This is a genomic window from [Clostridium] saccharolyticum WM1 (genome assembly GCF_000144625.1).
GTDB lineage: Bacteria > Bacillota > Clostridia > Lachnospirales > Lachnospiraceae > Lacrimispora > Lacrimispora saccharolytica.
In genome coordinates this window covers 278,438-291,413 of sequence record NC_014376.1, presented here as the reverse complement: position 1 = coordinate 291,413, position 12,976 = coordinate 278,438, and the positions used below count along the sequence as shown (strand labels likewise).

Sequence of the window (12,976 nt, the reverse complement as noted above, 5' to 3'; positions counted from 1 at the left end):
CCCTCCTAAACCAGCTTCCGGCGGCAGTAACGGCTCACCGATTCGATCAAAAACACGGCAGCAAACAGCATGATAAGGATCATGCCCACACTGGGGTATTCCCGCCAGCCCAGTTTCTCATTCAGGATCAGTCCCAGGCCTCCAGCACCTACATAACCTAAGATGGCTGCATAACGGACATTTCCCTCAAAGCAGAACAATCCATTGGAAATATAGGAAGGAAGCACCTGGGGAATGATGGCGCTTACAAAGGCACGAACCTTGGTGGCTCCAATGGCTTCCATGGCTTCAAAGGCTCCCATATCGGCAGTTTCGATCTCTTCATATAAAATCTTACCCATATAGGCAAAGGTAAAAACCCCTATGGCTGTAGTTCCTGCCAGAGTGCCCAGGCCAAACACATAAGTGGCAATGAGAGCAGTCACCAAAGTCGGAAGGGTTCTTACAACACTTAAGAACAGCCTCATCACGCTGACCACTGCAGGGCTTTTTATAATATTGGTGGAAGCAGCCATTGCAAAAGGAATGACCAGCACCGCCCCTGTTACCGTCCCCAGAAGAGACATTTTAATGGTGTCAAACAGGGGCTTCCATACCTGAGAGCTATAGGAAATGGCCGGAGGAACCATCATACCCAGAATAACAAAGAACTGGTCCCCTCTTTCCCCTAAGACCCTCATATCAAAGCCGGTGATTTTCACGGACAGCACGGTTAAGAACACCAGGATCAAAGCCGCCAGAGGAAGCCTGGATGCCGGCCGGAACACGGTCTTTCCCCCGGACAATACCATTTTCCTGGGGGGAAATATCTTGTCATAGAAACTCATCCTGCCGCCTCCTCTTCTTTTCCTTTGTATATTTCATCTAAAATATCCTGGGTAACGTCCGAAGCCGGGCCGTCGTACACGATCTGGCCTGCCCGTATGCCTACAACCCGGCTGGCATATTGGAGTGCTAAATCTACATGGTGGATGTTTAACAGGATGGTGATATTCATTTCCTTGTTGATCCTTAAAAAATCTCCCATGACCTGCTTTGCAGTGACCGGGTCTAAGGAGGCCACCGGCTCATCTGCCAGAATGATCTGTGGATTCTGGGCCAGAGTTCTTGCAAGGGCAACTCTCTGCTGCTGGCCTCCGGATAACTGATCCGCACGGACAAAAGCCTTATCAAGAATTCCCACCTTGTCAAGTGCCTCCAAAGCCTCCAGCTTATCCTCCTTTGGGTAAATGCCCAGTAGCGCCTTTAAAAACGGCAGCTCAGGTACCTTTGACATAAGAACATTGTTAATGACCAGAGTCCTGGTCACCAGGTTAAAGGACTGGAAGATCATGCCGATCCTGCGGCGGAAGCGCCTTAACTCCTTTCCCTTTAACTGCATCACATCGGTCCCATCCACGGTTAAGGTTCCTTCCGTAATGTCATGCATACGGTTGATGGTCCGAAGAAGCGTGGATTTTCCTGCACCTGAAAGGCCGATAATCGCCACAAATTCCCCCTGTTCAATTTTCAGGTTCATATCTTTTAAGGCCTGAAAGCCATTGGGATATTTTTTACCCACCTGATTGAATTCAATCATATTTTCCTCATTTCCCAGGATAAAGAGCGGAGGCGCCGCAAATGTTTTCCGTTTACGACGCCTCCGCAGCCTGTGTGTATTATTATTTTGCATTTAATTCCTTGATCATTTTCTGTGCGGCCCGTTCATTGTCATAATCAGAACTCTGTGCAGGCTCATATCCCTTATGGCTGTAGATAGCGATGACTTCCTTACCCTTTTCCGTATTGCCGATGTTGATAAACGCGTTCTGAACTGCCTTTTTAAAACCATCATCCATAATTTTAGAGGTTTTACTTACGCTGACCGTATCATTGAAGATCGGAGGAGTCACACCGATAACCCCTGTTTCTTCCCAGATAGAACCGGTTCTGCCGTATTCGGATTTCCACTTTTCCTCATAATCCCTGCGGGCATCTGCATAGGTACAGAGAACATCCACCTGGCCGGAAGCAAGTCTTGCAAATGCACTTCCATAGGAATCAGACTGTACTGCATGGGTAAGGTTTAATATGTTCTTCTGGAAATTATCCTGAAGCCATAAGGAGGGGTAAATGTATCCTGCTGGGGAGGAGGATGACATAACGCTCCAGTTTGCTCCGTCTAAATCCTCAAAGGCCAGTGCTTCGCCTTTGTTTACCTTTTCAGCCAATGCTTTTCCCTTTTCGGAAGGACCTGCAAGGATAAGAGCCCGGTAGGAAGTAGCCTGTTCCGAAGTGCCCTCGGTGGCCTTCCCGTCATTCCAGTCCTTTGCGGAATCGGAGTTTTTACTCAGTGCATCTCTGGTAGCCGTAAGAATTACTTCTGCCCCGTCATCGTAAAGAACATAAGTGCCACCAGGAATCAGGCCGATATCCGCAGTTCCTGCGGAAAGTGCTTCTCCAACCGCTTCGTAGCTGGTTCCCACCGTGATCACTACTTCGCCTATGTCATAGCCTTCTTTTCCCAACTCCGACTTCAGCATGTCTTTTAAAGGCTCTGTGGCGGTTACAATCTCTTCCGGCTCTCTGGAAGGAACAAAGTATACATTCAGTTTGTCAATCTTCTTATTCTCCGCTTTTGCCTCCGCCTTTGTGGTCTCTCCATCTGCAGTGGATGCTTCTTCTGTCCCTGCTGCGGTTGTGGCTCCTGTTTGGCTGCCGCCAGAACATCCGCCGATCATTGCTGCACAAAGTGCTGCTGCCATTAATACAGAAACTGTTTTTTTCATACTGCTCTCCTTTTTGTGTGATTCATCGGTTCTTGGGATCATGAGTCATCATGCACTGTCTCCGACTTCCAGCTTTGTTGGGAGATAAATTGTCATATTGTCCTTGCGGCCTTCCTGGATCTGCTCCAGCAGAAGCTTGATCGCCGTCTGCCATACGATATCAGGAAACATCCGTACCTTGGTGTAAGTGGGCCATTGGGACTCCAGCGTTTCAATGTCCTTATAGATGACAACCGCCACATCCTTTGGCACACGAAGCCCGGCATCCTGAAACGCCTCCAAAGCACCTTCCGCCACTTCTTCGCTCCCCAGAAGCACCGCTTCCGGAAGACGGCCTGATTCCACTGCCCGCTTTGCCTGCTGATAGCCGCTTTCCCTGCTGATATCGCCTATGTAAAAATTCTCTTCCTCATAAAAGCCTCTCTGCTTAAAAGCTGCCTGGATTCCTTCCAGTCTCCTGTAGCCGATCTTCACCTGGCCTTCTTCGTAAAGGCCTCCGATGTAGCCGACACTGCAGTATTTTTTCCGGTCCATGAGATAATCCAGCATTTCATGGATTCCTTTATTAAAGTCCATGACAATGCTGTCGTATTCATAATCCTTTGGGTCCGAATTAATGAATACGATGGCATAGCTCTGCATGCGGAGAAACTCCATCTCTTCCTCCGAAAAGACACCGAAAGCCATAATGCCGTCGTACTGTCCCGGCTGATTTTTATCCATCCGTTCAAACCGCACATCATTTTTCCCTGACATGGACTTCACGATCAGATCCAGGGAGGAAAGCCTGATGTTGGTTCTGTTCTTCCGGATAATATGCCAGTCAGCCACACCTATGACAATTCCTTTTTGTTTTTGCGCATGACGCATCCTGGGTGGGACATATTTTAGCTGGTGGGCAATTCTGAATATCCTTTTTTTCACTTCCGGACTCACTGCAATGGTTTCGTCCTGATTCAGCACTCTTGATACCGTTGCAATGGATACATCCGCAAGCTGCGAAATTTCTTTTATTGTAGCCATAATCTATATCCTCACCTTTCAATTTTCATTATAATTGCAGTTTCTGTTACCGTCAATAAGTAAAGTAAAATTTTACTAAATTTTTACCAAACCATAACAAAGCAGGTAAAAAAAGGATGTCCCAACCGTATATTTAAAAGCACAAACATACTTGGGACATCCTCTCTATGGCCTCCCGCTGTCAGGCAGGGATAAGGGATATTCTTTCGGAATAGGTTACTTCCCATTATCTCCAAGGTTCAGCTTTGCAAACGCATCTGCAAATGCCGAATTCATGGGTTGATTCCCTTCCTTCTTCTGTTCACTCATATACTTTGCCACATCCCTTTTGGAAACTCCGGCCCCTTCCTTGGCACGACGCTCTTTAAAGGAAGAAAGCTTTTCCTTATATCCGCATTTGCAGACAAAAATCTGTGAATCCCCTTTTCCTTTCAGCTCCAGCTTCTTATGGCAGACCGGGCATCTTGCATTGCTGGTCCTGGAAACCACTTCACGGTGCCCGCACTCCCTGTCCTGGCACACCAGCATCTCGTTATTTTTCCCCTTCACTGCCAGCATCCGCTTACCGCAGACCGGACATTTATGGCTGGTTAAGTTGTCATGGTGAAAGCTTCCTTCTCCCGTCTTGATCTGTCGGATCAATTCCCCGGAATACTGCCTGATGTCCTTCATGAATGCGGCCCGTTTTAATTTTCCCCCTGCAATTTCAGACAGCTTCATTTCCCATTCTGCCGTAAGCTCCGGTTTCTTTAGATCCTCTGGCACAAGAGTAAGGAGCTGCCTGGCCTTGGAGGTAAGGAAAATATCCTTTCCCCTTTTTTCTAACAGAAAGCCGGAGAATAATTTTTCAATGATATCCGCCCTTGTTGCCACAGTCCCAAGTCCCCCGGTTTCTCCCAGGGTCTTAGCCATGTCCTTATCCTTTGTTTCCATATAGGAAACCGGATTTTCCATGGCAGAAAGAAGGGTGGATTCCTGAAACGGGGCCGGAGGCTTTGTCTTTCCTTCCGTCATGGTCACGGTCAGCCCATTGATCATGTCCCCTTTTTTCATGACAGGAAGATTCTGTTCCTTTAATTCCTGCTCTTCCTCTTCCTCATCCTGATTTTCATAAACTTCCTTCCAGCCCTGGGCTTTCACGGTCTTTCCCCTGGCCGCAAGTGTCTCTCCCCCTAAATCCAGGGTAATTTCCGTCTGTTCATATTCAAAAGGCGGATACAGCACTGCTAAAAATCTTCGGACCACCAGGTCGTAGATCTTCCGTTCCTCAATGGTCATATGGTCCAGCTGGACAAACTGCTCTGTTGGGATGATGGCATGGTGATCCGTCACCTTCTTATCGTTTACAAAGGAAGGAGCTGTCTTGATTTTTTGGTTTGCCAGCCTTCCTGCCAGCTTCCGGTACGGCCCGACGCCGCAGGCCTCAAGCCTTTCCTTTATAGAAGGAACAATATCCGAGCTTAAATACCTGGAATCCGTTCTGGGGTAAGTCAGGACTTTGTGGTTTTCATAGAGCCTCTGCATGATGTTTAAGGTCTCTTTTGCAGAATAGTTAAACCGGCGGTTGGCTTCCCTTTGTAGCTCTGTCAGATCATAAAGCTGAGGCGGTTCCGTTTTCTTTGGAACGCTTTTCACCTCAGTAATCACACCTTCGCCGATTGCCTTCCTATGATTAAAAAGGGCTTCCACCCGGTCCCTGTCAAAGGAACGGAAGCTCTTTGATTTCTCATCCCGCCAGGTAAAGGAAAGGGCCGGATCAGCACATTTGGCAGAAATTCCATAGTAGGGCTTTGGAACAAAATTTTTGATTTCCTCTTCTCTCCTTGCAATGATTGCCAGAGTAGGAGTCTGCACCCGTCCGCAGCTTAAGCTGGCATTGTACTTGCAGGTCAGTGCCCTGGTAGCGTTGATGCCCACCAGCCAGTCCGCTTCGGCACGGCACATAGCTGCATCGTACAGGTTATCATACTCATGGCCGTTTTTTATTTTTGCAAATCCTTCTTTAATGGCCTTATCCGTGACAGAGGAAATCCACAGCCTTTTTATTGGCTTTTTGTTTCCTGCCTTTTCCAGGATCAGCCTGGCTACAAGCTCTCCCTCCCGTCCGGCATCGGTTGCAATGATAATTTCCCCCACATCAGACCGGTGGATCTGGGCTTTTACCACCCGGTACTGCTTTCCGGTCTGTTTGATGACTTCCAGCCGGAACTGGTCCGGCATCATGGGAAGATCTTCCATTTTCCATTCCTTGTATTTGGGATCGTAATCTTCCGGGTCAGCTAATGTGACCAGATGGCCCAGCCCCCAGGTTACCACATAGGCTTCCCCTTCTATCACTCCGTCATGGTTTTTTGTACAATGAAGCACCCGGGCAATGTCCCTGGCAACCGAGGGCTTTTCTGCTATAATCAAAGATTTCATATCATTCCTCCAAGCTTATCTCTCACCCAATTATAGCGTATTGTCCTGTTTATTACAACTTTTACATGGCATCCGTATTTTTATTTCCCTGATGGGAGGCCGTAAGAAGCGAAGATGTACAAGACGCAGTCGTGAAGCTATATCAAAAAAGCCGGCCCTGTCATGCGGGAACAGGAACGGCTTTTTTGCAGGAGTCTTAATCCTTCACGGGACAAATTCCATCTCCCTTTCACGTTACAATATTATGTATCCAAACACCTTTTTTTACCAGCACAAATCCAACAATGCATTTGATGATCTCCACCATCTGGCACATAAAATACAGGGGCACAATGGGGATGGAGGTATACCGGCTTAAGGTATAGGCAACCGGTATGCTGACCACCCACATGAATACGCTGTCAAACAAAAAGGTGATCACTGTTTTTCCGCCGGAACGGAGGGTGAAGTAGGCCACATTCATGAACGCATTCATGGGCATGCACAACGCCAGTATGCGGATAAACCAGACGGCCAGGCTCCTGACCTCATCCGAAGTGTTATAGATCATGGGGAACAATGGGGCAGTGATTGCCAGAAGTCCTCCCATGATCACACAGGAGCCAACGGAAAAGGCAATGAGCTTTGTATCCGTATCTTTGGCTTCTTCCATTTTTCCGGCTCCCAAAAGCTGTCCCACAATAATGGAGACCGCACTTCCAAGGGCCAGATATACCACGTTGAACACGTTTCCTATGGTGGAGGATATATTAAGGCCAGCCACTGCAGTCAATCCTCTTACAGAATAACACTGCATTAAGGTAGCCACTCCGGCTGCCCAGAGGGCTTCATTTACAATAAGAGGCGTTCCTTTCACCAGAATCTTCCCAACAAGACCTGACGGGATATAAAAGCTTTGATAGGCTCCAGATATAAACGGATGCTTCCTCTCATTTCTATGGGTCCATATAACGATGATCGCCGCTTCCACACACCTGGCCATAACGGTGGCAACTCCTGCTCCCACCACTCCCAGTGCCGGGGCACCCAGCTTTCCAAAGATCAGGATATAATTAAACACAAGGTTTACCAGAACCGCCACGATTCCGGCTTTCATGGGTACAACTGTTTCTCCGCACTCCCTTAAGGTACTGACATATGCCTGTTCCAGTGCAAAGGGTATGGTTCCCACGATCATGACCAGCATATACTGCCTCCCATGATGCAGTGCCGTAGCAAGCTCCGCATCATTGCCGTCTCCATGAAGATACATGGCGATCATGTCCTCCCCGAAGAAGAAAAACACAGCAACTGCAGCCAAAGTCAAAAGACCGCAGAAGATAATCTTAAAACGGAACGTATGCCGGACTCCGTCATGCTTTCCGCAGCCGTAAAATTGGGCGCCGAAAATACCTGCTCCTGAAATGATCCCAAAAACGCTGATGTTAAAGACAAACATCAACTGGTTCACGATCGCTACGCCGGACATCTGCTCCGTTCCTACCATGCCCACCATAATATTGTCCAGCAGGCTGACAAAGTTCGTGATCCCGTTTTGGACCATAATGGGAATGGCGATTGTCAGCACCATCCTGTAAAATGCTTTATTACCAATAAGTTTTTTCATAAATTCTTCCAGCAAAAGCGTACTTTTCTGTTATACCTCCGTGATGTAATTTTCTGTTGATTCAGCCTAATTATTTCCGTATCATAACTTTATATGGAATGAAGGCCTATGTCAACAAAATCCTTCCATTTTATCTGGTTTTTCGGTTCTGTTACCATAGACAGGACATTATCAACGGAGATAGTCTCAGATTGTTTGCAACCTTTATTCATAAAAGATTACAAAAAGCATTCAAAAGGAGCTGGGCACCAGCTCAGCCCCTAAAATTTTCACTTTATCGCCTGCTACTTTTCCTTTGCCTTGGCAAACAGGCTCTGAAGAATGATAAAGAATGCCAGCAGTGCGGCAATGGTGATTTTCGTCCACCAGGAAGAAAGGGTTCCCTGGAAGGTGATGAACGTCTCTATGGTTCCCTTAATCAAGACACCGAACAGGCTTCCGAAAACATTTCCCACCCCTCCGGTTAATAAGGTTCCCCCGATCACTGCCGAAGCAATGGCTTCCATTTCAAAGCCCTTTGCCTGCTCTACAAAGCCAGCACAAGTATTGAGACAGAACAAAAAACCACCCAAGGCGCATAAAAAACCATTGATAACATACACCAAAAGCTTGGTGCGCTTTACATTCAGACCCATCATCAGCGCGGACTGTTCATTTCCTCCCACTGCATAAATCGTCCTTCCGAATTTCGTATACCTTAGCACTACAAAAACCAGAACCAGGACCACCAGCGCGATGATCACACTTGAATAAATAAAGGGATAGTTGACCACACCCTTTTTGTTTACCGTTCCCCCAAGAAAAGTCAGATTGATCTTACTCTTTGCCCATTTTAAGAACAGCTCATTCTTCACACTGATCATTTCCTGACTGATCATGGCCGTCATTCCTCTGGCAAAGAACATACCGGCCAGGGTAACAATAAAGGGCTGGATCTTTAGGTAAGCAATCAGAAACCCCTGTGCCAGTCCAAAGAGGGTTCCCATGACCAGTACCGTCAAAAGAGCAGGAACGGCACCGGTTCCTTTTATTTCCATCATCCATGCCAGCATCATACAGGTAAGTGCAACAACAGAACCTACGGAAATATCAATGCCACCGGTTATCATGACCATTGTCATACCGGCCGCTATGACAATCAGGCCGGCGTTTGAAATAAAAAGGTTTAAAAATACCTGGGGCTTTGCAAAGCCTTTGCTTTTGAAAATAACGATTCCGGCTATGTACATTCCCATAAAAAGGACAATCGTAATCAAAAGCAGGAATATCTTTCCATCGATTTTTCCTTTATTCTTCATTTACGCCACCTTCTTTCCAGCTTTATATCCTGTTTGAAACTTCTTTGCCATTTTCTTTAGTTCCGTTGACTGAAGGGCTACGATAATTACTACAACCACAGCCTTATAAACCGGAATCTGGTCCGGAGAAACACCCATGGCATATAAGGTGGTACTGAGGGCCTGAATGGTGTAGGCACCGATTACACTTCCAAGCAGGGAGAATTTACCGCCGCCCAGGCTGTTGCCGCCCAGGGCTACCGCAAGGATGGCATCCAGCTCCAGGTTAAGCCCGATGTTATTGGCGTCTGCCGAATAGATTCTTGACGATGCAACCAATCCGGATACACCGGCGCAGAGGCCGCAGAAAGCATAGGAAAGAAAGATGATCATGGTGGACTTGATCCCCATGAGCCTGGAAGCTCTGGAGTTGATCCCCACAGTCTGGACATAAAGCCCAAGGGTGGTTTTTTTAAGCAGTACATAGGTAAGTACCACCACCAGAAGAGCCACGAACACAGGAGTCGGGACAGGGATTCCAGGAATGCTGGCACCCAGCATTTTATAGGATTCCACCCGGATATAGGTGATCTGCCCTCTGGTGATCAGCTGGGCAATGCCCCGCCCTGCCGTAAACAGGATGAGGGTTGCCACCATAGGCTGGATCTTCATTTTTGCCACCAGATACCCGTTAAAGCAGCCACACAGAATCCCTGCAAGGACTGCTGCCGCCACGCCTAATAGATAAGGATTCTGAAACTCATTCACCGTCTGCTGGCCGCCTGCTAGAATGTAGCAGCATACGGCTCCTGCCACGGACATAACCGCCCCCACGGAAATATCCGTCCCTCCGGAAGCCGCCACCACCATGGTCATCCCCACTGCCAGGATCACCAGATCACTGGCCCGGTTGATTACATCAATAATGTACCCGTACAAAACGCCGTTTTTTATAGTCACCTGAAAAAAGGTGGGCGTTTTAATGAGGTTTGAAAGCAGCACCAGAACCAGACAAAACAGGGGCAGGAACAAACGGGTTCCTGTCAGCTTTTTCACAAACACCGTCATCCTATTCATCTTCCGTACCTCCTGCAATCGCCTTCATAATGTTGTTCTGGTCCAGTTCCTCTTCCTCCAGCTCTCCCACCTTCTGCCCATCCCTGAGCACAGCCATGCGGTTGCAGGTACGCAGCATTTCCTCTATTTCCGAGGAAATGAACATCACGGATTTCCCCTCCTCTGAAAGCTTTACCACCAGCTTCTGAATCTCTGTCTTGGTCCCTACATCGATCCCTCTGGTGGGTTCATCCAAAATAAGGAAATCCGGGTCCGTAAGTAACCATCTTCCTAAGACCGCCTTCTGCTGGTTTCCTCCGCTTAAGCTCTTTATGGGGGTCTCTCTGCTGGCTGTCTTGATCTGTAAAAGCTCAATATATTTATCTGCAAGCTCCTCCTGCTCTTTTCTTCCAATGGGATGAAGCATGCCCTTCTTTGCCTGAATCGCCAGAATAAGGTTCTCCCTCACAGTTAAATCCGCTACGATTCCTTCTTCTTTCCTGTTTTCCGGAAGATAAGCCATCCCAGCCATCATGGCATCATGAGGAGCAGTCACTGAAACCGGACGGCCTTTTACCTTCAGCTCTCCGCTGTCCGGCTTATCCGCTCCGTAAAGACTTCTGGCCAGCTCCGAGCGGCCGGAGCCTAAAAGCCCCGTAAGACCGATCACTTCCCCCTTCCGTATGGTAAGGTCATAAGGCTTAATGCTTCCCTGCTTTCCGATCTCCTTTGCATGGATCACCACTTCCTCTGATCTTTCCCTGGAATCTCCCCGTTTCTTTATGGCAGCCAAATCGTCAAAATCCTTTCCCATCATCTTAGCCACCAACTGCACTCTGGGCAGTTTTTCCGTTTCATACGCTCCTACTAAAGCCCCGTTTCTAAGAACCGTAATCCTGTCGCATACCTCATACACCTGCTCTAAGAAATGAGTGACAAAAATGATGCCGACCCCTTCCGACTTCAGTCGCTTCATCAGCTTAAACAGCTTCTCCACCTCATGGTCATCCAGGGAAGAGGTGGGTTCGTCAAGGATCAAAACCTTTGCGGACATATCCACTGCCCTGGCAATGGCAAACATCTGCTGCAGGGCGATGGAGTAATTTTCCAGGGCCCTGGTCACATCTATGTGGATATCCAGACCTTCCAGAAGGTCTTTTGCCCGTTTATTCATGGTTTTCCAGTCGATCAAGCCTGCCCGTTTCGGCTCTCTGCCGATAAATAAGTTTTCTGCTACAGATAAGTTGGGACAGAGATTGACCTCCTGATAGACCGTGCTGATCCCATGAGCCTGGGCCTCCTGGGGAGAATGGTTGATCCTGTTCCCCGGAAACCCGTCAATGGTGATTTCTCCTGATTCAAACTCTTCCACTCCTGTCAAAACCTTGATAAGAGTGGATTTTCCGGCTCCGTTTTCTCCCATCAGGGCATGGACCTCCCCCCTTCTTAAGGTAAAATCCACATGATCAAGGGCCTTCACGCCTGGAAATGTTTTTGATATGCTCCGCATGGCTAATACGATATCATTGGGCATAGAAACCCTTCCTTTCCTCCCCTGTCCTGCTTAAACCGCAGATCCGGGGATCAAAAAAGGTGGGGAGGGGAGGATTTTATCCGACATCCTCCATTCCCCCCACACCTGTTTATTTTGACTCGCTCCTATTTACGGCTCCATGTCCCCTGGGGATCAATATGCCCGTTTGGGTTTTTCCTGTTCCGCCGTATCAGCCGGATACACGCCTTCCTGTACATAAGCGATCTTATCTACGCTTTCGCCCTTTTCCAGTTTCTGAATGATTTCAGCCACACGGGGACCGTGAAGAGGATTGCACTCTACAGATACGTTCATATCTCCGGCGATCATGGAATCAAATGCAGCTGCAACTGCGTCAAAGGAAATGATGATAATATCGCCCTTTGGTCCGCAGGTCTTTCCAGCCGCCTTAATGGCGTCAATAGCCCCAAAGGCCATGTTGTCATTTTCAGCAATCACAACATCAATGTCATCATAGGTCTTTAAGAAGGACTCCATAACCTCCTGCCCCTTTGCCTGAGTAAATTCTCCTGTCTGCCGCTCTAACATCTTCCACTTGGGATGATCCTTCATCTTTTCTTCCACGCCGTCCGTACGACCGATCTGGGCAGAAGAACCGATGGTTCCCTGGAGAGTGACAATATTGATGTCATCGTCTGCACGGTTGTTTTTCTTTAAATATTCATCAAGCCACGCTACCGCATCATAACCTTCCTGAAGGAAATTGGATCCGACCCATGCGGTATAGAGGGAATCGTCGGAAACATCGATCATACGGTCAACGATGATAACCGGAATCCCCGCATCCTTTGCTTCCTGCAAAACCGTATCCCAGCCTGTTTCCGTGACCGGAGCGATCACAATATAGTCCACATCCTGCTGAATAAAGTTGCGGACAGCCTTTAACTGGTTCTCCTGCTTCTGCTGCGCATCATCAAAAATCAGCTTATAACCATTTGCCTCCGTAAATGTGGATTTCATGGACTCGGTGTTGGCCGTTCTCCAGTCAGACTCCGCACCTACCTGGGAAAAACCTACCACAAGCTGATCCTTTTTTTCCTCTGCCTTAGCAGCTTCTGTCTTTGCCGCCTCTGTCTTTGTTTCAGCAGCAGCCTCTGTTTTTGTTTCCCCGCCGGCCGTTGTTGCTGCAGTCTGAGATCCGCTGCAGCCGGATAAAACCATGGCTGCGGTCATGGCCGCCGCCGTCATCATGCCCAGTAATCTTTTCTTCATATCCGTTCCCTCCAAAATGATATATGGTGTTTGCATTGCAACTACCTGTATCATAGCC

10 protein-coding genes are annotated in these 12,976 nt (G+C 48.0%); all 10 read right to left on the bottom strand.

All coding sequences use genetic code 11. The features are described from left to right. Positions 1-5: 5 nt before the first annotated feature. The 10 genes from phnE to CLOSA_RS01360 all read right to left on the bottom strand — a co-directional run bounded on the left by phnE (position 6) and on the right by CLOSA_RS01360 (position 12,918). Positions 6-827, bottom strand: a complete 822-nt coding sequence (gene phnE, locus CLOSA_RS01405) for a phosphonate ABC transporter, permease protein PhnE (protein WP_013271004.1) — start codon at positions 825-827, stop codon at positions 6-8. Then, positions 824-1,579, bottom strand: a complete 756-nt coding sequence (phnC, locus tag CLOSA_RS01400; RefSeq protein ID WP_041708783.1) for a phosphonate ABC transporter ATP-binding protein — start codon at positions 1,577-1,579, stop codon at positions 824-826. The genes phnE and phnC overlap by 4 nt, the downstream gene beginning before the upstream one ends. An 82-nt stretch (positions 1,580-1,661) precedes the next feature. After that, a complete protein-coding gene (locus CLOSA_RS01395) occupies positions 1,662-2,768 on the bottom strand; it encodes a phosphate/phosphite/phosphonate ABC transporter substrate-binding protein (RefSeq protein WP_013271002.1) in 1,107 nt (368 codons plus the stop codon). A gap of 48 nt (positions 2,769-2,816) precedes the next feature. Next, positions 2,817-3,791, bottom strand: coding sequence for a LacI family DNA-binding transcriptional regulator (locus CLOSA_RS01390; RefSeq protein WP_013271001.1), 975 nt, complete (start codon positions 3,789-3,791; stop codon positions 2,817-2,819). Between the two features lie 216 nt (positions 3,792-4,007). Then, entirely contained in the window at positions 4,008-6,212 is a 2,205-nt protein-coding gene (locus tag CLOSA_RS01385; protein ID WP_013271000.1) for a DNA topoisomerase III, read from the bottom strand. Between the two features lie 229 nt (positions 6,213-6,441). Next, positions 6,442-7,818 carry an MATE family efflux transporter gene (locus CLOSA_RS01380; RefSeq protein WP_013270999.1) on the bottom strand — a complete coding sequence of 459 codons (1,377 nt, stop codon included), beginning with the start codon at positions 7,816-7,818 and terminating at the stop codon, positions 6,442-6,444. Positions 7,819-8,102: 284 nt separating this feature from the next. Then, the gene (locus tag CLOSA_RS01375) at positions 8,103-9,116 is read right to left on the bottom strand and encodes an ABC transporter permease subunit (RefSeq protein WP_013270998.1); all 1,014 of its coding nucleotides are present in this window, start codon (positions 9,114-9,116) and stop codon (positions 8,103-8,105) included. After that, the gene (locus CLOSA_RS01370) at positions 9,117-10,172 is read right to left on the bottom strand and encodes an ABC transporter permease (protein WP_013270997.1); all 1,056 of its coding nucleotides are present in this window, start codon (positions 10,170-10,172) and stop codon (positions 9,117-9,119) included. After that, complete coding sequence (locus CLOSA_RS01365) at positions 10,165-11,685, bottom strand: sugar ABC transporter ATP-binding protein (RefSeq protein WP_013270996.1); 1,521 nt, start codon at positions 11,683-11,685, stop codon at positions 10,165-10,167. The genes CLOSA_RS01370 and CLOSA_RS01365 overlap by 8 nt, the downstream gene beginning before the upstream one ends. 153 nt (positions 11,686-11,838) lie before the next feature. Continuing rightward, on the bottom strand, positions 11,839-12,918 hold the full coding sequence (locus CLOSA_RS01360; protein WP_013270995.1) for an ABC transporter substrate-binding protein: 1,080 nt from the start codon (positions 12,916-12,918) through the stop codon (positions 11,839-11,841). Positions 12,919-12,976: the final 58 nt, after the last annotated feature.